Annotated in this window: 12 protein-coding genes and 1 pseudogene; 7 read left to right on the forward strand and 6 right to left on the reverse strand. The window is 67.9% G+C overall.

Annotated features, from left to right (window positions below):
- Nucleotides 1-264: 264 nt before the first annotated feature.
- The 3 genes and pseudogenes from RYM47_RS00005 to hemH all read right to left on the reverse strand — a co-directional run.
- Nucleotides 265-1,698, reverse strand: a pseudogene (locus tag RYM47_RS00005) (methyl-accepting chemotaxis protein); the annotation flags it as partial.
- A gap of 329 nt (nucleotides 1,699-2,027) precedes the next feature.
- Nucleotides 2,028-2,876 carry an alpha/beta hydrolase gene (locus tag RYM47_RS00010; protein WP_315385218.1) on the reverse strand — a complete coding sequence of 283 codons (849 nt, stop codon included), beginning with the start codon at nucleotides 2,874-2,876 and terminating at the stop codon, nucleotides 2,028-2,030.
- Nucleotides 2,873-3,835, reverse strand: a complete 963-nt coding sequence (gene hemH / locus RYM47_RS00015) for a ferrochelatase (RefSeq protein ID WP_315385219.1) — start codon at nucleotides 3,833-3,835, stop codon at nucleotides 2,873-2,875. Before hemH ends, RYM47_RS00010 begins: the two co-directional genes overlap by 4 nt.
- Before the next feature lie 131 nt (nucleotides 3,836-3,966).
- On the opposite strand from hemH, the gene RYM47_RS00020 reads away from it, so the two are divergent.
- The 4 genes from RYM47_RS00020 (at nucleotide 3,967) to tatC (ending at nucleotide 6,415) form a co-directional block, all read left to right on the forward strand.
- Nucleotides 3,967-4,857, forward strand: a complete 891-nt coding sequence (locus RYM47_RS00020) for a lipid-binding SYLF domain-containing protein (RefSeq protein ID WP_315385221.1) — start codon at nucleotides 3,967-3,969, stop codon at nucleotides 4,855-4,857.
- A 77-nt stretch (nucleotides 4,858-4,934) separates the two neighbouring features.
- A complete protein-coding gene (tatA, locus tag RYM47_RS00025; protein WP_070209607.1) occupies nucleotides 4,935-5,162 on the forward strand; it encodes a Sec-independent protein translocase subunit TatA in 228 nt (75 codons plus the stop codon).
- Nucleotides 5,163-5,177: 15 nt separating this feature from the next.
- Entirely contained in the window at nucleotides 5,178-5,669 is a 492-nt protein-coding gene (tatB, locus tag RYM47_RS00030) for a Sec-independent protein translocase protein TatB (RefSeq protein WP_315385224.1), read from the forward strand.
- Complete coding sequence (gene tatC / locus RYM47_RS00035) at nucleotides 5,666-6,415, forward strand: twin-arginine translocase subunit TatC (RefSeq protein WP_315385226.1); 750 nt, start codon at nucleotides 5,666-5,668, stop codon at nucleotides 6,413-6,415. The genes tatB and tatC overlap by 4 nt, the downstream gene beginning before the upstream one ends.
- Before the next feature lie 223 nt (nucleotides 6,416-6,638).
- On the opposite strand, the gene RYM47_RS00040 is transcribed toward tatC, so the two are convergent.
- The 3 genes from RYM47_RS00040 to RYM47_RS00050 all read right to left on the reverse strand — a co-directional run bounded on the left by RYM47_RS00040 (nucleotide 6,639) and on the right by RYM47_RS00050 (nucleotide 10,174).
- Nucleotides 6,639-7,550 carry a BPSS1780 family membrane protein gene (locus RYM47_RS00040; protein WP_315385227.1) on the reverse strand — a complete coding sequence of 304 codons (912 nt, stop codon included), beginning with the start codon at nucleotides 7,548-7,550 and terminating at the stop codon, nucleotides 6,639-6,641.
- 103 nt (nucleotides 7,551-7,653) lie between these two features.
- Nucleotides 7,654-8,373: a glutamine amidotransferase gene (locus RYM47_RS00045; RefSeq protein ID WP_315385228.1), complete on the reverse strand. Its 720-nt coding sequence runs from the start codon at nucleotides 8,371-8,373 to the stop codon at nucleotides 7,654-7,656.
- Entirely contained in the window at nucleotides 8,345-10,174 is a 1,830-nt protein-coding gene (locus RYM47_RS00050; protein WP_315385229.1) for a GspE/PulE family protein, read from the reverse strand. The genes RYM47_RS00045 and RYM47_RS00050 overlap by 29 nt, the downstream gene beginning before the upstream one ends.
- Nucleotides 10,175-10,253: 79 nt before the next feature.
- On the opposite strand from RYM47_RS00050, the gene glyQ reads away from it, so the two are divergent.
- The 3 genes from glyQ (at nucleotide 10,254) to RYM47_RS00065 (ending at nucleotide 20,220) form a co-directional block, all read left to right on the forward strand.
- Nucleotides 10,254-11,165 carry a glycine--tRNA ligase subunit alpha gene (glyQ, locus tag RYM47_RS00055; RefSeq protein WP_315385230.1) on the forward strand — a complete coding sequence of 304 codons (912 nt, stop codon included), beginning with the start codon at nucleotides 10,254-10,256 and terminating at the stop codon, nucleotides 11,163-11,165.
- Entirely contained in the window at nucleotides 11,162-13,258 is a 2,097-nt protein-coding gene (glyS, locus tag RYM47_RS00060) for a glycine--tRNA ligase subunit beta (RefSeq protein WP_315385232.1), read from the forward strand. The genes glyQ and glyS overlap by 4 nt, the downstream gene beginning before the upstream one ends.
- A gap of 218 nt (nucleotides 13,259-13,476) precedes the next feature.
- Nucleotides 13,477-20,220 (forward strand): hypothetical protein, encoded by a 6,744-nt coding sequence (locus tag RYM47_RS00065; RefSeq protein ID WP_315385233.1) that lies wholly within the window; start codon nucleotides 13,477-13,479, stop codon nucleotides 20,218-20,220.
- Nucleotides 20,221-20,245: the final 25 nt, after the last annotated feature.

Genomic DNA, 20,245 nt, shown 5'->3' on the forward strand with positions numbered 1-20,245 from the left:
GTAGTGTGGCTCAAGCCATGCGAGAGTAGGTCATCGCCAGGGTTTACACCCAAAAACCCCGCTGCTCACGCAGCGGGGTTTTTTCTTTGCCTGCGTTCTGGGGTCATGCCCTACCGCGCCGATCACCACCCCAGCGGTCGATTGGGATGCGACCCTACCGGCGCACGTTGCCCGCCAATCGGTAGGGTCGGTTCCCAAACGACCGCCGATAACGGTGATCGGCACGGTGACGCATGGACCAGAATCGAAATGCGATGCCTCCGATTACCGGAACACCGCCACCGCTGCGGCCAACGCTTCGGCTTCCTGCTCCAACTCCCTTGCCGCTGCACTTGCCTCTTCAACCAATGCCGCGTTCTGCTGGGTCGCGTGGTCCATCTGCACGACGGTCTGGTTGATCTGGTCGATGCCGCCAGCCTGCTCGTGCGAGGCCGCAGCGATGCTGGCCATGATCTCGCTGACCGACGCCACGCTGCCGACGATGTCCTGCATGGTGCCTCCGGCTTCCCTGGCCAGGCGCGCGCCGTCGGCCACTTCGGTGACCGAGGTGTCGATCAGCGTGCGGATCTCGCGGGCCGCCTCCGCGCAACGCTGGGCCAGGGCACGCACTTCGCTGGCAACCACCGCGAATCCGCGGCCCTGTTCGCCAGCGCGTGCCGCCTCGACTGCAGCGTTGAGTGCGAGGATGTTGGTCTGGAAGGCGATGCCATCGATCACGCCGGTAATGTCACCGATCCTGCGTGATGCGCGTTCGATCCCTTCCATCGTGGTGACCACTCGACCCACCACCGTGCTGCCCCGCTCGGCAATGTCCTGTGCGCCGTGTGCGAGGGTGCTGCCCTTGCCCGCATGCGCAGCATTCTGGCGAACGGTAGCGGTCAGCTCCTCCATGGAAGAAGCGGTTTCCTCGAGATGGGCTGCCTGGCGCTCGGTGCGCCCGGAAAGGTCGTCGTTGCCGCTGGCGATCTCACCGGCGGCCGTGTTGATGGCCGCAGCGCTGTGGCGGATGCGCTCGACCATCGCGCTCAGCTGTTCGGCTGTCGCGTTGGCGTCGCGCTGCATGGCGGCAAACGAACCTTCGTACTCGCCGTGCATGCGGCGGCCAAGATCGCCCTGGGCCAGGCCAGCAAGCACGTGCCGGACATCGCCCACCGTGGCGCCGACACGCTCCAGCAGCTGATTGATGCCACGGGTCAGGCCGCACATGAATCCAACACCGTCCGCGTCATGCGGCAGGCGGCGATCCAGGTCGCCACGGCTGGCGGCCTCGACGATGTCCGAGACCGCATTCTCAAGCAGCAGCTCCTCGGTCCGGTCATGCCACTCCACGGCAAAGCCCACGCGCGCGCCGGCGTTGTCGAACATCGGCGTGACCACCTGCGCGAAATGGACTGGTCCAATGCGCACGCGACCATGATGGGTTGCCTGCAGGGTGTTCAACAGGCCCCGGATGCGATCCGGATTGGCATGGAAGCGGTGGATGCTGGTACCGACAAGGCGGTCGGCGTCGAAGTCGGGGAAGGCCGCACGCAGGCTGGCCTGCTGGTGGCGCAGCAGGCGCACCACGGCCGGGTTCGCGTAACGGATGACATGCGTGGGATCGGCGATCATCAGCGCCGTCTGCGAGACCTCCATTGCCTGGCGCACATTGCAGTCGTCCGCGACGCCGGCTGCGTCAACATCAGGTTCGGCCTGCAGCGGGTGCAGTCGATCCGTGAGGCTGCGAACCTTGGCCACCAAGGCCGCTTCACGGCGGTACTGCCGGATCGCCAGCGTCAGCAGGGTGCCGCCGGAGACCGCAAGCAGGGAGTAGATGGAGAGAGATGACATGAAAGCTCCTGGAAGAGAAAGCCGCGCCGGCCGCGTCGACGCGGCGAAGCACGCTTCTTCCTGGAAGCCGGATCACACGCGGCTTCGCAATCAACGGAGCAGGCGACAACACAGGCGCAACCCGTGTGCCTGCATCATCGGTATCGGTCACATCCCTGCACTATTGAGTGCGACACGGTGTCGCAGGGACGCGAAAGCTACGTCGCCAGGAACCGCGCGATCACATCCGCCACGATCTGCGGGTGCTCCATATGCAGATGATGGGTACCCGGGAACACGTCCAGGCGGCCATCGCGCAGCAGCTTGATGCGCTCGCTGCGCAGGGGCTCGGGGTAATAGGACTGCGCCGGGCTGGCGTAGATGACCTGGGTGGGGCATTCGATCGCGGCCAGCAGGTCGTCGATCTGCGCTTCACTCAGCCGCATGGCGGTAGGCAGCATCAGGCGCTGGTCGCTGCACCAGCTGTAGCCGCCTTCGACCGGCATCACGCCGCGCTCGACCAGCAGGCGTGCGCAGGGTTCGCTGAGCTGGTTGGCCATCATCCGCGCACGGACCGGCGCCGCCAGGTCGGCAAACACGCGCAGTTTCTTCGACGGCAGTGCACGCACGGCACGCACGTGGTCACGCAGCCGCTGCGCGGTTTCATCTTCGGGTCCACGCAGGCCGCCGAGTGCTTCGATGGCGACCAGGCGCTCCACGCGCTCGGGCGCGGCCGCAGCGGTGAGGCTGGCGATGCCTGCGCCCATGGAATGACCCAACAGGATGAAGCGGTCCCAGTCCAGCGCATCGGCCACGTCCAGGACATGGCAGATCGCGCCAGGCGTGTTGTACTGCGTGCCGTACGGCAGGTGGGCGCTGTGGCCGTGGCCTGGCAGATCGATGGCTACCAACTGAAGGTCCGGCAGCGCATCGGCCAGCGGTACGAAGCTGGCAGCGTTGTCGAGCCAGCCATGCAGCGCCAGTACGCGTGCACCGTCGGTTGCGCTGGAGCGCAGTCCGGCCACAACGCTGCCGTCGACCGGCAGGGTGAACGGTTCCAGCGTCATGCCAGCGCCGCGATGCTCAGCCGCGAAAGCGCCAGGGCGTGCGCGGGGTCGGCATTGAGGCAGGGGATGTAGCGCATCTGCGCGCCACGCTCGGCGACGGTTTCGGTAAAGCCCATTGCCACTTCTTCCAGGGTTTCCAGGCAGTCGGTGGCAAAGCCAGGACAGACCACGTCGATGCGCTTGATTCCGCGTTCGGCCATCGCCCACAGGGTGGGTTCGGCATACGGCTGCAGCCACTTCTCGCGACCGAAGCGCGACTGGTAGGTGAGCTGCCAGTCATCGTCGCCCAGGTCCAGCGCATGCGCGATCGCCTTTGCGCTGGCTTCGCAGCGCTGCGGGTACGGATCGCCGGCATCGGCCAGGCGCTGTGGAATGCCGTGGAAGGAGAACACCAGGCGCTCGCCGCGCCCGTGTTCGGCCCACCATCGGCGAATGCTGTCGGCCACTGCGGCGACCCAGTCCGGGTCGACGGCGTAGTCGCGCACCAGGGTGACGGTGATACCGGGGTGCCGCGGCTGCCAGTCGCGCACCTGGTCCTCGATGGAGGCGGTGGTGGTGGTCGAATACTGCGGATACAGCGGCAGCACGACGATCCGGCGCATGCCCTCGGCGGCCAGCCGATCCAGTTCGGCGGGAAGCGCGGGTGCGCCGTAGCGCATGGCGTGGCGGACCTGCAGGTTCGGCATGAGCTGCTGCATGGCTTCGGCCAGGCGCCGGGTATGGACCATCAGGGGTGAGCCGTCCGGCAACCAGACCTGCGCATACTTGGCGGCGGAGCGCCCGCTGCGCAGGGGCAGGATCAGGCCATGCAGCAGCGGCTTCCACAGCAACGGCGGGATCGCGACGACGCGCGGGTCGCTGAGGAATTCCGCCAGGTAGCGCCGCACCGCAGGAGCGGTGGGCGTCTCGGGTGTGCCTAGATTGACCGCCAGCACGGCGGTGTCGGGTGCGTCGAGCATGGGGATATTCTCGCAGGTCTGCGCGACAGCGCGTGCATACTCATTGCGGATTCATCGCAACCCCTCTAATTTCGGGGCAATCGATCAATATCCTGAATCGTTCGTTCCGATTTCCCCCTTTTGGAGTACCCATGCGCCGTTTGAGCCTTGCACTGCTGATCACCGCCAGCCTGCTGTCGACCCCGGCGTTCGCCGGGCCGGAGCAGGACCAGCGCGCCCGCAATGCGGTGCGCGTCCTGAATGAGATCCAGGCGATTCCCGAACAGGGCATCCCGGACAAGCTGCTGGATGAAGCCCGGGCGGTGGTGGTCATTCCCGACACGATCAAGGCGGGTCTGGTGATCGGCGGCCGTCGCGGGCACGGCCTGATGTCGGTCAAGAATCCCGATGGCAGCTGGTCGAGCCCTGCATTCATCAAGCTCACCGGTGGCAGCATCGGCTTCCAGGCCGGGGTGCAGTCGTCGGACGTAGTGCTGGTGTTCCGCAATGACCGCAGCCTGGACAACATCGTCAACGGCAAGTTCACCCTGGGCGCAGACGCCGGCGTTGCGGCCGGTCCGGTCGGCCGCAACGCGGCGGCGGCTACCGACGGGCAGCTGAAGGCGGAAATCTGGTCGTGGTCGCGCGCGCGCGGGCTGTTTGCCGGCGTGGCGCTGGATGGGGCCGTGCTGCAGATCGATGACGAGTCGAATCTGGATGCGTATGGCAGCAACACCACGGCGCGGATGATCATCGAGGGTCGCACGACCGCGCAGCCGTCGATGGACGTGGTGGCGTTCCGCGACCGCCTGGAAGAGGCGACGTATTCGGCCCGCCAGAACCGCGGCACGGCTGGCAGCGCGCCGGCACCGCGACCGGCAGGTCCGCAGCCGCAGCAGACGGCCCCGGCGGTAGCTGAACAGGCCAATACGGGCGCCACCACGGCGCCGCTGCAGGCGGTTCCGGCCCAGCCGGCCCCGCAGCAGGGTTTCCAGCCGGTGGGTGAGGGCGAGGTCCGGACCGAGTCGTTGGACGGAAACTGACTTTCGTCACGCGCGCCGCCCTCCCGGCGGTGCGCTATGCTCAGGGCTTGGTTTTCAGGTAATGCGAGCAGAACATCATGGGCAGTTTTAGCATTTGGCATTGGGTGGTGGTTCTGGTCATCGTGCTGCTGGTGTTCGGCACCAAGAAGCTGACCAGTGGCGCCAAGGACCTGGGCAGTGCGGTCAAGGAATTCAAGAAGGGCATGCGCGACGACGACAAGCCGACCGCGCAGCTGAGCGATGAGGCGCGTCCGCAGGATCCGTCGACGACGTCGCAGAACGAGCACGACCGCGACCGTCGCTGATCAGGGCGGCATGCCGTGTTCGATATTGGTTTCAGTGAACTGCTGGTCATCGCGGTCGTCGCGCTGGTCGTGCTGGGTCCGGAGCGGCTGCCGAAGGCGGCGCGCTTCGCGGGGCTGTGGGTGCGGCGGGCGCGCAATCAGTGGGATTCGGTGAAGCAGGAGCTGGAGCGGGAGCTGCACGCGGATGAGATCAAGCGGCAGTTCCGCGAGGCGCAGGAGTCGGTGCGTGATACCGAGGCGCAGCTGCGGGCCAGCGGTGAGGCGGTGCGACGCGAGGCGGAGCAGGTGCGCCAGCAGGTGCATGCCAACAACACCGTTGCGGATGCTGTTGACGAGCCGGTGATGACGGGGCCTGCGCCGGGTTCGCCGGCGAGCGTGGCCCAGCATGTGGTACCGGCGGAGCCGGAGACGGTGGTGGAAGCACCGCGCGATGCGATGGCGCCGCCGGGTATCGACGGGCAGGCGCCGCGAGATCCGCCGGCTGCTGCGCCGGAGGTGCCGCGATGAGTGGCAATGAGAATCCGGAAAGTGGGCTGATCGAACACCTGATCGAGTTGCGTGCGCGGTTGATGCGGGCGCTGATCGGGTTGGGCGTGGTGTTGTTGGGGCTGATGCCGTTTTCGCGGCAGATCTACAACTGGCTGGCGCATCCGTTGATTTCGCAGCTGCCGAACGGGCAGTCGATGATTGCGATCAATCCGGCGGGGGCGTTCTTCGCGCCGCTGAAGCTGACATTCTTCGTGGCGCTGTTCATTGCGGTGCCGTGGCTGCTGTACCAGCTGTGGGCATTCGTGGCGCCGGGGCTGTATGCGCGGGAGAAGCGGCTGGCGGTGCCGTTGCTGGCGACGTCGGTGCTGCTGTTCTACATCGGCTGTGCGTTTGCGTATTTCCTAGTGCTGCCGGCGGTGTTCCACTTCCTGACGACGTTCCGGCCGGACGTGATTGCGATCACGCCGGATGCGAATGCGTACCTGGATTTCGTGCTGGCGATCTTCTTTGCGTTCGGCAGCAGTTTCGAGCTGCCGGTGGCGATGGTGATCCTGACGCTGCTGGGCTGGGTGACGCCGCAGCAGTTCAAGGAAGGCCGTGGTTACGCGATCGTGGGTATTTTCGTGCTGGCGGCGGTGTTGACGCCACCGGACGTGGTGTCGCAGCTGATGCTGGCGATTCCGATGGTGCTGCTCTATGAGCTTGGGATTCACGCTTCGCGGTGGTTGGTGCCTGCGAAGACGGATGAGAAGCAGACGGAGTAGTTCGCTTCGCTTTCAGATTGCGCGTAGAGCAGCGTTTCAATCTTTACGTGCTGGGGCGGCCGCCGGGCAGCCCCGCTCCGGGACACGCCGTGAATACGTCCATGTAGGCTGCTAGAAAACATCCATGTTTTCTAGCGTCCCTCCGGGGGCTACCCGGCGGCCGCCCCCGATAGGTGGCTATGTGCGGTTGGACAGAGCGGACGCGCGTGGCGCGTCTCTACCTTTAGGCTGCGAAGATGTTGTCCGGGCCGTTTTTCGGCGGTACCGGCGGCGGGGTGGTGCGGCCGCGGTGGTCGAACATCTGCTTCCAGGCGGCGTACACGGCGCCTACGTAGAGCGGCATGATGACGGTGGACATGGCGAGCTGCATGACGAATGCGGCGGCGGCGACGCCGGCGACGAGCATGGCGAGCTGCATGGCGATGACGACCAGGAAGTAGATGCACAGCGTTGCGATCAGGCCGAGCAGCATGAAGACGGCCATGGCGCCGAAGTTGCGGATGCAGCCCTGCAGGCTCATGCGCAGGGCTTGCATGCCGCTCTGGTGATCGAAGACGACCAGGGCGGGCTGGGTGAACATGGCCATGCTCAGTGCCACGAAGGTGATGAAGGCGAGCAGGATCCAGAGCAGGATGCGCATCACCGGGACGCCGGCCATGAGGGCCAGGGTCTGTTCGTTGCTGGGGGTGGCGCCGGACTGCTGCAGTTCCTGCATCTTGCGGAACATCTCGGCGGAGGCGGTGAGGCCTTCGCTGCCCATCATCAAGTACAGCAGCGAACCCAGCGCGATGATGGCGATCAGCTGGATCGCCAGCGGAACCAGCAGGTGGCTGACGCGGCGGTCGCGGATCGGCTGCAGCAGGTGCACGGGGGTGGCGCGGTGGCCGTCGTCGACTTCGCGCACGGCGCAGAGCATGCCGCCGAACACCAGCGGGCCGACGGCGACGGAGAGCAGCTGGCCGATAACGCCGAGCCAGCTGGGCAGGGCTTGGGCGAGGACGAGGATCAACGAGCTGACCAGCATGCCGATCACGCCAAGGACCGCGAGTTGCAGCGGTGCGCGGCGATACAGGGAAAATGCGTCCAGCAGCCACTGGGCGCCCGCGGAGGCGGGCAGCTTGCGAATCTCGCTCATACCATTCCGGAACAGGGGGAAGGGCGCATGCGCCCTGGATCGAATCGATTATCCCTGTTTTCCGCGCGCGTGACCTGAAGGAAAGCTACCTGGCGCAGGGCTTTCAGTTGTTGCGGGCCTGGCGGACGAAACGGCGCAGCAGCTGGCGGGCCAGCGGGGCGGCGCTGACCCCGCGGGCGAGGCTGCGCGCGCAGCCGCCATGGCGGCTGATGCATTCGGCGCGGGCGCGGACGTAGCCGCGCATGTGGTGGGTGGCGAACTCTGGATGGAACTGCACGCCCCACGCCTGCTCGCCCCAGCGGAAGGCGTGGCAGTTGTCCTGTGCCGAGCGGGCGAGGATGGCGGCGCCTTCGGGGGCGCGCAGTACGGTCTGCAGGTGGGTGGCGTGGGCGGGGAAGCGGGCCGGGAGGCCGGCAAACAGGGGATCGTCCACGGCGGAAGGTTCGAGCGCCAGCTCGATGGTGCCGGACTCGCGCCCGGCCGGGTTGTAGGCCACTTCGCCGCCAAGGGCGTGGGCGAGCAGCTGGTGGCCGTAGCAGATGCCGAACACCGGGCGGTTGTCGTGGGCGGCGGCGCGCAGCCAGTGCGCGCTGCGTTCGCTCCAGTCGGCGCGGTCGGTGACGTAGGCGGCCGAGCCGCTGATGATCACGCCGGCAAAGTCGCGGTGGTCGGGCAATTCGTCGCCCTTGACCACGTCCACGACCACGGTTTCGTCGGCGTCCAGCCCGGCCGCGACGCGGATCCAGTGCGGAAAGCGGCCGTAGCGGCGCAGCGAGGCGACCGGTTGGCCGGTTTCAAGAATCAGGAAGGGCGTGCGGTTCATCTCGCGGAGGCAGTACGGTCAGGACTTCCTCGATTGTAGTCAGCCCTGCCGCCACCTTTTCAAGTGCCGCGCGACGCAGGGTTCTCACTCCTTCAGCACGCGCGGCCTGGCTGAAACCGGCCAGGTCCATGTCCGCGCGGATCAGGCCGCGCAGGCGCGGGCCCAATGGCAGCAACTCATACAGGCCGACCCGGCCGAGGAAACCGGTGCGCCGGCAGTCCAGGCAACCGGCCGGTGCATATGGCGTGGCCGACTCTGGTAATGCTTCATCGGCATCAGCCAGCACCGCCCATTGGGCGTCCGTGAGCGGCTTGGGCACCTTGCAGTGCGGGCACAGGGTGCGTACCAGGCGCTGGGCCAGCACGCCGTTGATGGTGCTGGCCAGCAGGTAATGCGGCACGCCCAGGTCGAGCAGGCGGGTGATCGCCGACGGGGCATCGTTGGTGTGCAGGGTGGACAGCACCAGGTGGCCGGTCAGCGAGGCCTGGACCGCCATCTGCGCGGTCTCCAGGTCGCGGATTTCGCCGATCATGATGATGTCCGGGTCCTGCCGCAGCAGGGTGCGCACGCCGGCGGCGAAGTCCAGATCGATGTTGGTCTGCACCTGCATCTGGTTGAATTCCGGGGCGATCATTTCGATCGGGTCTTCCACCGTGCACACGTTCACGTCCGGCGTGGCCAGGCGCTTGAGGGTGGAATACAGGGTGGTGGTCTTGCCCGAGCCGGTCGGGCCGGTGACCAGCACGATGCCGTGCGGTCGCTCGACCAGCGCATTCCAGCCGGCGGCCTCCTGCGGGCTGAAACCGAGCTGGTCGATGCTCTTGAAGGCGGCATCGGGGTCGAAGATGCGCATCACGCACTTCTCGCCGAACGCGGTGGGCATGGTCGACAGGCGCATTTCGACCTCGCGCCCGCCCGGCGACCGGGTCTTGATGCGGCCGTCCTGCGGGCGCCGGCGCTCGGCCAGGTCCATGCGCCCCAACACCTTGATCCGGCTGACCACGGCGGTCATCACCGCCGGTGGCACCTCGAACACCTTGTGCAGCACGCCGTCGATGCGGAAGCGCATGCGCCCCATGTCGCGGCGCGGTTCCAGGTGGATGTCCGAGGCGCGTTGTTCGAAGGCGTACTGCAGCAGCCAGTCGACGATGTGCACCACGTGCTGGTCGTCGGCGTTCACGTCGCCGGCGCGGCCCAGTTCCACCAGCTGTTCGAAGCTGGGCAGGGTGCCGTTGGTTTCGCTGCGCGAGTCGCTGCGGGCGCCGCGCACCGAGCGCGTGACCCCGTAGAACTCCATGGTGTAGCGGTGCAGGTCGAGCGGGTTGACCATCGCCAGCTCGATCCGGCGGCGGGTCAGGTGCTGCAGGTCGAGCAGCCATTCCTGGGAAAGCGGTTCGCTGGTGGCCACCAGCAGGCGCTCGCTGTCCACCGCCAGCGGCAGGAAGCGGTGCCGGCGGGCGTAAGCGTGGGAGACCAGCGAGGTCACCGCCGAGACGTCCACGCGGGTGGGGTCGATGCGCAGGTAGCGGGTGCCGGTGCGATCGGCCAGCCACTGGGTCAGGCGCTCCAGGCCCAGTTCGCCGCCGGCGGCCGCGGCCAGCTTCAGATTGGCCAGCAGCACCAGCGGGTGCACTTCACTGGCGTTGCGCGCGCCCTGGCCGCTGAAGCGGATGCGCTCCACGTCCTGCGCCGCGACCAGGCCGTCGGCAACCATGGCTGCGGCGACCTGCTCGAACACCAGCCGGCCCGGCGGCAGGGGCTGCGGAGCGGGGGCGAGCGTTGCCGGTGAGCGGTGTTCCATGGCGCCAGAATCCTCGAAGCGGGGCCTGCAGGTCCCTCGCTATACTAGCGCACCCCCTTTGCAGGCAAGAATCCGCCGCATGTCCGCGAACCCGAACGTTCCGATCACTTTCCAGGGCCTGATCCAGACCCTCAACCAGTATTGGGCGCAGCAGGGCTGCGTGCTGATCCAGCCGCTGGACCTGGAGGTCGGTGCCGGCACCTTCCACCCGGCGACCTTCCTGCGTTCGATCGGTCCGGAAAGCTGGAACGCGGCGTACGTGCAGCCGTCGCGCCGTCCTACCGACGGCCGCTACGGCGAGAACCCCAACCGCCTGCAGCGCTACTACCAGTACCAGGTGGCGATGAAGCCGAGCCCGGACAACATCCAGCAGCTGTTCCTGGATTCGCTCAAGGCGCTGGGCATCGACCCGCTGGTCCACGACCTGCGCTTCGTCGAGGACAACTGGGAATCGCCCACCCTGGGCGCCTGGGGCCTGGGCTGGGAAGTGTGGCTCAACGGCATGGAAGTGACCCAGTTCACCTACTTCCAGCAGGCCGGTGGCCTGGAGTGCAAGCCGGTACTGGGCGAGATCACCTACGGTCTCGAACGCCTGTGCATGTACCTGCAGAACTGCGACAACGTGTACGACCTGGTCTGGACCTACGGTCCGGACGGCACCGCGGTCACCTACGGCGACGTGTACCTGCAGAACGAAGTGGAGCAGAGCACGTACAACTTCGAATATGCCGACGTGGAGGAGCTGTTCCACCGCTTCGACGCCTGCGAGAAGGAAGCGCAGAAGCTGGTCGAGGTGGGCCTGCCGCTGCCGGCCTATGAGCAGGTCTGCAAGGCCAGCCATTCGTTCAACCTGCTCGACGCGCGCCGCGCGATCAGCGTGACCGAGCGCCAGCGCTACATCCTGCGCGTGCGCGCGCTGGCCCAGGCGGTGGCAAAACTGTATGAAGCCAAGCGCATCGAAGCGGTGGCTGCCAAGGAGGTGCAGGCATGAGTACGATGCTGCCGCTGTTGATCGAACTGGGTACCGAAGAACTGCCGGTGAAGGCGCTGCCGGGCCTGGCCCAGGCGTTCTTCGAGGGTGTTGTTGACGGCCTGGCCAAGCGTGGCGTGGCCGTGGACAAGGGCGAGGCCAAGCCGCTCTCGACCCCGCGCCGCCTGGCGGTGCTGCTGCCCGGCGTGGCGGTGGAACAGCCCGAGCAGAAGGGCGAAGTGCTGGGCCCGTACCTGAACATCGCGCTGGACGCCGACGGCCAGCCGACCAAGGCGTTGCAGGGCTTCGCGGCCAAGGCCGGGATCGACTGGACCGCCCTGGAACGTACCAGCGACGCCAAGGGCGAGCGCTTCGTGCACCGTTCGGTGACCCCGGGCGCGCGCACTGCCGCGCTGCTGCCGGAGATCCTGGCCGAGGCGCTGGCCGGCATGCCGATTCCCAAGCCGATGCGCTGGGGCAGCCACAGCTACGGTTTTGCCCGCCCGGTGCATTGGCTGGTGCTGCTGCATGGCAAGGACGTGGTCGACGCCGAGGTGCTCGGCCTCAAGTCCGACCGCATGAGCCGCGGCCACCGTTTCATGCACGACAAGACCGTGTGGCTGTCCCAGCCGGACGACTATGTCAGCTCGCTGCAGGCCGCCTGCGTGCTGGTCGACGCCGACGCGCGCCGTGCGCGCATTGTCGAGGCCGTGAATGCCGAAGCTGCTTCGGCCGGTGGCCAGGCGCGGATCACCGACGATAACCTGGAACAGGTAGTCAACCTGGTCGAATGGCCCGCGCCGGTGCTGTGCAGTTTCGAACGCGAATTCCTGGCGGTGCCGCAGGAAGCGCTGATCGAAACCATGGAGATCAACCAGAAGTTCTTCCCGGTGCTGGACGCCAGCGGCAAGCTCACCGAGAAGTTCATCGGCATCGCCAACATCGAATCGAAGAACGTGGCCGAAGTGGCCAAGGGCTACGAGCGTGTGATCCGTCCGCGCTTTGCCGATGCCAAGTTCTTCTTCGACGAAGACCTCAAGCAGGGCCTGGAATCCATGGGTGACGGCCTGAAGACCGTCACCTACCAGGCCAAGCTGGGCTCGGTGGCCGACAAGGTACAGCGCGTGGTCGCGCTGGCCGGGGCGATCGCGCCGCAGGTGGGTGCCGATCCGGTACTGGCCAAGCGCGCCGCGTTGCTGGCCAAGAACGACCTGCAGTCGCGCATGGTCAACGAGTTCCCGGAGCTGCAGGGCATCGCCGGCCGCCATTACGCCGTGACCGGTGGCGAATCGCCGGAGGTCGCGCTCGCCATCGACGAGGCCTACCAGCCGCGCTTCGGCGGCGACGACATCGCGCTGTCGGCACTGGGCAAGGTGTTGGCCATCGCCGAACGGCTGGACACGCTGGCCGGCGGCTTTGCCGCAGGCCTGAAGCCAACCGGCAACAAGGACCCGTTCGCATTGCGCCGCAACGCGCTGGGCCTGGCACGTACGATCATCGAGTCGGGCTTCGACCTCGACCTGCGCGCGCTGCTGGCCACCGCGCTGGGCGGCCTGCCGGCTGCCGTGCAGCCCAGTGCAGAGCGCAAGACCGAGGCCCTGCCGCAGGAGCTGTACGACTTCATCCTCGACCGCCTGCGCGGCTATTACGCCGACAAGGGCGTGCCGGCGACGCACTTCAATGCGGTGGCGGAGCTGAAGCCGGCGTCGTTGTATGACTTCGACCGACGGATCGACGCCATCGGCATCTTCGCGGCGCTGCCGGAAGCCGAAGCACTGGCGGCCGCCAACAAGCGCATCCGCAACATCCTGCGCAAGGCGGAGGGTGACATCCCCGGCATGGTCGATCCGGCGCTGCTGGCCGAACCGGCCGAAAGCGAACTGGCTGAAGCGGTGGAAGCCGCGATCGATGACAGCAACGCCAGCCTGCACCAGAAGGATTACGTCAGCGTGCTGGCGCGTCTGGCCCGTCTGCGCCCGCAGGTGGATGCGTTCTTCGACGCGGTGATGGTCAACGCCGAAGATCCCAAGCTGCGCGGCAACCGCCTGGCCCTGCTCAAGCGCCTGGGCGACCGCCTCGGCAGCGTGGCGGCGATCGAGCATCTGTCCAGCTGACGGCAACGTCCTGTTCCGGCAACACCCTTGGAAGCGCCCGACTCGTTCGGGCGCTTTCTTTTTGGGTGCATGCGCTCGATTGCGACGAAAAATGCAATCAGTCTGAATCTTGATTGAGCGCATCTACACAAACCACGAAGAACGATAGATTCATGCAATCGGTATTTCCGGGGGCGGCGTGATAGTCCAACGCCGCCCCACGTCGTACGGACATATCCATGCCCTCGCTAGACCGCACCGCCCTGCTGCTTTCAACCCTTCATCGGCACACGGCCCTGCCCAACACACCTGCCGCGCAGGACGCGGACAGCGCCAGTCCGGAGCATGTTGGCAACGCGACACGGCCGCCGGTGGTGGAAGCCGAATCACCAGCGTTGGCGCTGACCCAACGTGAAGCGGACGTGCGCGGCAGGATCCGGGCTGCATACCCGCCCGAGAGCTGGAAGGTCGCCGAGATAATGGACCGCCATCTCGCCGCAGCGTCGACGCCGGCCGAGCGGGAAGCGGTCACCGCCTACATGGAAAAGGCATTGGCGGCGCGCGACCACGAGCTCAACGTGGTGCGCGATCTGGGCCTGAACGTGCTGGGCACCGTGCTCGACCGCGCCGCATGGAGCACCCTGCTCGCGGCGCTGCCCAGCTGGGCCAACAGCGCGCTCACTGCGGGCCAGGTGGCACGCGCGGCGTTCAGCGGCAACTGGAGCAGCCTGGCGGCGGTGCTGCCCTCACTGGCCGCTGCACTGCCATCGTTGCGCAGCCATGCCGAATTCGATGCGCTGGTGCAGTCGCTGCCCGAATCATTGCGCACTGGACTGGCCAGCCTCCACGACAGCATCTCTGACACGGACGCGCAGCTGCGCCCAAGCCTGGCCGGTGGCCACCTGCTGTCCGCGCTGGCCGTAGCCACGCTGCTCTGGCAGGTGCAACGTGCGCTGCCCTCGCCGGGCCGCCAGCTCCAGGGTATCGGCCGCTTCATCGCGGAGTTGCCCAGTCACTGGCAGCGCATCGCCGTGCTCAACGGCGTGGGCGGTGCGTTGCTGGAGCCGGCGGCCTCGGCGCAGGGCGCCGACCTGGCCGCGCCCAAAGTCGCGCTGACGCCGACGCAGAAGCGCGAACGCATTGCGCATCAGAAGGCGATGGATCGGCGCGAGGCGATCGTCCCGCCGTGGGACGTGGCGAATGTCGCGCAAAGCGCATGGCAGGCGCCTGGGCTGCCTCATCCAGGTGGGCCCGCTGCGTCGCCTGCCGCACGTCCGCAGGTGGGCTGGATTCCCTGGCTGGGCGCCGGCCTGACGGCCCTGGGCCAGTGGGGACGCGGCGGCTTCCAGAGCGTGCCGCAGGCGCCGCCCGCCATCGAAATGACCGACATGGCTGCGGTGCCGCTGCGCGAGGTGACCGCCAGCACGCCGTTGGTACCGGCGCCGGTCGGTGCAGGCGCAGCGGCCAGCGCAACGGTCCGCAGCGCACCCGGCCTGCGCCGCGGCCTGCTGTACGGCGCCGTCGCGGGCAGCCTGGGTGGCCTCGGCGCTGCGGCGTGGGGAATGAAGCACTGGTTGTGGCCGGACCGGCCGGCGACAGTGACGACCACGGAGGTGGCCGGGCACCTCGCTTCCGACCTGGTGGAACTGCCGGGTGGCAACTGGGGTACTGCGCTGGATCTGGTGCTTGGCGACATCGAGCCGGCCGCACGCAGCATCCGCGCGAGACGCGCAGCGCCCGGGTCCACCGCAGCCTCCAGTCCACCGCACCGCATCGACACGCCGGCGCTGCATGGCGTGACCGCCGCGCAGCTGGACGCGCTGCGCGACGATCCGGAACTGTTGCAGCAGCTGCAGAGCCTGCGCCGCTGGTCGGTGGCGATGGCCCGCGATATCGCCACCCGCCCAGGCTGGCAATGGGTCGCGCGGTTGTCGCCGACCGAGCAGGAGCTGCTGGTCGGACAGTGGCAGGCGCTGCGCGGCCTTCGCCCGGCGCTGGCGGCCGTGCAGCACAGCGCTGCGGCGTCGATGCGCGCGGCGTTGGACGCGGCGGGCTGGGAGGGTCCGTGGGAGGACATCGAGGTGCGCCTGCCGTCGGTCCGCGTGGCCGGCATGCGCGTGGATGACCGCCTGCCGCTGTTGGAGTACTGCCTGGCGCGCGACGCCCAGGGAACGCCCGTATTCCTGCGCGGTGACGTGCCTGTGGCGGCAGACCAGCTGGCGCAGCTGACCCGCTTCGTCCGCAGCGCGGACGCGCGACGACTGCGCGCGCACGTCAATGGGCGGGTCGAGCAGCTGCGCCCGGCGCTGGGTCGCGCGCTGCAGGCACGGCTGACCATCGATGCGTTGAAGGCAAAGGCGCACGGCGTGCTGGGCAGCGGTGCGGCGCACCGGCGCGGCGCCGACGTGGTGCTCGGGTTCCTGCAGGGTACCCACGCGGTCGAACGCGCCACCCTGACCTACACCGACCGCCTGCCCGATGGCACGCCGGTGACGGTGCAGGTGCCCAATTACCTGGTACTGCGCAGTGCCGGCGAGCCGGGCCTGGCCGGTCAGGTGGTGCTGTACCGCTCGGACCTCGCAAGCTTCCAGGCCTTCGGTGACGAAGGTGCGTTCCGCCAGTTCCTGGACACCCAGCGCGCCCGCATCGGCATGTTTGCTGCCAACGGCCAGCTGGACGGGACCCTGGCCAACGACATCGTGCAGGCCGCCGCGCCGGCGCAGCGCGCCGCCGTGCGCGGCCTCGTCCAGTCCTGGGAAGCGCGCTTTTCGCGCTTCCAGAGTGGCGACCGCACGGCACTTGGCTGGAATCCGGGCGAAAGTTTCCAGCTCGTGTTCGCCCCGGTCGATACGCCTGCGGGCGCGCGCCAGCAGTGGGCGGATGCGCTGGTCGTGCACGGGCAGGCGCTGGCGCAACAGCAGCTGGACCGCAACATGCTGCGCTGGAGTCCGCTGGGAATTGCCAATATCGAAGCGGAAAACGCGTACCGCCTGCAGCAGGACATCGCGCTGCAGAGCCTGCGCCAGCATGCGCACGGCAGCGTCTGCGAGTCGATGGTGCGCGCCCTGCGCAGGGCCGGTTTCCAGGGTTCGCTGCAGGGCTTCGACCCGGACCGGGTCCGACTCCGCGTGGGCGGCCAGGACATGTCCCTGACCGACTGGGCCACCCGCGGCTGGCAGCGGTATGGCCTGCGGCGCCCCGCGATGCCGGCCAACCTGCCGGACTGGTCGCCCGACGCCGGTGGGATGCCGGAGGTGCGCCTGGACGCAGCGTCGTGGCTGCAGGACAGCGAGCTGGATGCCATGCAGCTGGTGGCCTACCAGCCCGACGCGCGCGGCACTCCCGACGTGGACATCGCGCTCAGCGCGCAGCTGCAGGACCCGTTGCTGCGCCGTGCGCTGTGCGTCGAGCTTGAAGACTTCGCCGACAGCAATGCGCTGGCCGATGACTACATCGATCACCTGCAGGCGCTTCCATACAGTGCCGATGGCAATGCGTTCGCCGGTGCCCTCGCCAACCAGCTGCGCGCGCGCACCGGGTGGATGATCGAAGTGGCGCGGCAGGACAGCGTGATCGACGCTGCCACGCACGCCGCGCTCAGGTCGGCGCATGGGCGGCTGGATCCCTCCAATGCACGGCCTTCGTCGCTGCAGGCGGTCACGCTCAAGGATCATGCGCTGGTCGGGCTGTGGGCGATCAACAGCACGGCGGGACGGTATGTGTTCCTGCCCGACACCGCGCAGGGCGACCGCCTGCTCGGCGAGCGCGCGTTCGCCGACTGGCTGCGCGAGCCCGGTGCGGAGGCCTACATCCGCGCGCGCGCGCAGTACCGGCACCATCCCGACCTTGCCGAACTGTTCACCCAGTCCGCGGCCAGCCAGGCCATTCCGGTGGGATTCGAAGCCACGCAGGGCCCCGAGGCGGCAGCGGCGACCCTGATTGCCGCACGCATCGATGACGTTGACGAGATGACCGTAAGCCAGCTGGAGCGGTTTGCGGAGACGTTCACCCTGATCGGTACCGTCGGCGTAGGGGCGCTGTGCTCGCTGGCCAGCGGCGGCACCGCCGCGATGCTGTGCCTGGCCGGCACGCTGGGGCTGGTGGGCAGGAGCATCGAGGAAGGCATCGACCAGTTCGAGCGCGGCGACCGTGACGCCGCCCTGCTTGCATGGGGTGAGGCCGTGTTCGACGGGCTCGACTTCGCGCAGATCAAGGGAATCTCCGACCTGCTGTACCAGGTCGGCAGGCGCAGCCTGGAAACCGTGTCCGAGGCCGCCGATGCCCTGCGCCACTGGCGCATGCAGTCGCGGGCGTTCGCGGCCGACGGCACCCTCGGCACCGCACTGGTGCGGTCGCGCGCAACCCTGGAACAGGCGCCGATGCTGTCGCGCCCGCTTCCCGGTGGCGGCACGCTGTATCTGCAGCAGGGCCGCGAATACCTGCAGCGCAACGGTGAATTCGTCGAGAGCTACCTGGACGGAAACGGCGTCCGCCGCCTGCGCGATCCAGGTAACGGCAACGCAGCGGGCGCGCCGGTGCACTTCAAGGATGGCCAGTGGCGGCGCATGGAGGCCCGCGCCGGTGCGCCGGGGCGCACCACTACCCCTATCCCGCATCCGGAGCGACCGGTTCCCGGCTGGGTCAAGGCGATCCCCGAGGCCGGCGAGTTGCCGGCGGCGCGCCTGGACGAGCTGGAAGCGATCTTCGGCGTGCTGACCCTGGCCAGGAAACCCACCGCCGACGTCACCAATGTGGTCGGCGACTGGACGATGCGCCAGCGCCTCCAGGAGATCGTCACCAACCCTGAAACGCTGGGACGGCCCGGCGAAGGCGCGGTCATCCTGCGTGCCTGGGCCGACAGCCCGAGGCTGGGCAACGGACGCAGCGTTGAAACCTACTACCACGAGGTCGGCGACTGGATGCGCGGTGCGCGCTTCGGCAGCGGACCGGTCGGGCTGCATGTCGAGGTTCTCGATGCGCAGGCGCTTCCGGACGTGGACGGGCTGGTCGACGCCGCGGGTCTTGCCGGGGTGACCGAGCGGCTGGGCCTGCCCGCGCAGAGCCCGCGCGATGACGTGATGCTCGCCGTGCGGCGCGAACTGGCCCAGGTCATCGCGGCAAAGCCCGCGCAGAGCCAGCTCACCTGGCAGCGCTGGCGGGCGATGCAGCACCGCTTGCCGACCGCGGCGGACAACCTGGTCAAGCACTACCCTGAGCTGACCCGACCCGAGGCGCAGGAACTGACCTCGGCCGACGCCGAGCTGGCCAGGGCCGCCGAGTCCTGGTTGTTCCCGTCCACCACGGCCACGCAGGTGGCCAACGTGCTGGCCAACCGCAAGCTGCGCGAACAGCGCCAGTCGGTGGTGCAGGGGCGCATCCGCACGCTGTCGGAGGTGCAGGTCCTGCTGTCCCACCTGCAGGAAGTGCTGCCCGGGCGTGAGTGGAGCACCCGCTCGGCGCCTTCGGGCAGCGGCACGGTGCTGACCTTCAGCGCATCGCCCAGCGGCGCGCCTGCCGGCCAGGTCACCTTTGCAGGCGAGCTCGCCGGGAATGCGCCGGCAGACGGTGCGCGGCCCCTGGAGGGCTGGCAGCAGCGTGTGTTCGCCCAGCTGGCTGAAACCGAACAGCAGTCGGTGGGCGACCCGGAGCGGCTGCGTCGGGCGGTGATCGAACGGATGAAGCAGGCCAAGGGCGCGCCCGACTGCGCGGTGCCGCGTCGCAGCGGCGGCCGGACCGCACGCGCGGCAGACACCTGCGAAGCGGTGACGCGCTCCACGCTTGAACCCAGGGACGTGGAGACGCGCGATGCGCTGGACGAGGACCTCATCCAGCTGCGTGCCACCATGGATGCCCGATTCACCGAGCGCAGTGCGCTGGAACGCGAGTACAACGCCCTGTGGGCGAAGTCGCAGGCGCTGAAGAAGCAGAAGCTGACCCTGGATGACGCAGATGCCAAGCGCATGAGCACGCTGGGCAGGAACGACTTCGGCCTGCTGAAGGGATTCGACACGATGAACTTCGCCAACTACCGGCTGAGTGATCTGTCGTACAGGGGGCAGCCGGTGGATCTTGGGCCGTCCTTCCCACCCACGGGGGCGGCCGCCAGCGGGGATCCGCGAAGCTGGATGCAGGGCGACGGGTTCGTCGAGCCCAACTACATCCGGCGGGTCCTGATACCCAACGCGGTGACGGACGGAAAGCTGACCCAGACCGGGATGTTCCCGGCGGACTACGCGATGGGCGCGGACCTGTCGCCGGTGGGCGGCAGGCTGGCCGCACCGGGTCAGGCATCGGTGGAGATACTGCTGACCGAAGACGACCTGCTGGTGCATGCGCCCGGTACCAAGGGTCGCGACCGGAACGTGCGGTTGGCCGACCTCAGCGATGCGGACATTGAACGCCTGGGACCCAATGACCTGTCCGCGACGATGAAGCGGGTACTGGGCGACGCGCGGCTGCTGCCCCGCAACGCGCGTGCACTGGTGCCTGCAGAGCCGTACCGGGCCTACCTGGTACGCTCGTGCAGCGAGGACAAGATCATCAACAACCTGTTCCGGAGCCTGGGCACGGCGGTCACGGAGATCGCAGCACCCTTGAAGGGCAACGGCGACACACCGATCAAGGCGTTGTCGGGCGAACTCTCCATGCTCACGGAGATGCACCCCTGCGAAACCAGCTGCAATGGCAGGTTCAGGAAAATGGTGGCGTTGCTGTCGGACATGAAGATCAACATCTTCTATCGGTTCGACGACAACAAGCAGCGCCGCGAATGGTGGATCGAGAAGAAAATCGAGCGGCTTGTCGACCGCAGCCGGCAGGACTGGGCTTCGAAGGGATACACGACTGCGCAGATGCAGGCAGAGGCTGCGGAACAGCTCAAGGATCCGGTGCTCGCCGACTGGGTCGCGGCAGATCTCGCCCGCAACCCGCCCGCGCAACCGACGCCCAGGTTGTGGGACGCCCATGAGGAACAGGCCTTTTAAGTCAGCGCCGCTGGTGTGCCAGGGC

The organism is uncultured Stenotrophomonas sp., from assembly GCF_963519125.1.
In the GTDB taxonomy this organism is placed as follows: Bacteria; Pseudomonadota; Gammaproteobacteria; order Xanthomonadales; family Xanthomonadaceae; genus Stenotrophomonas.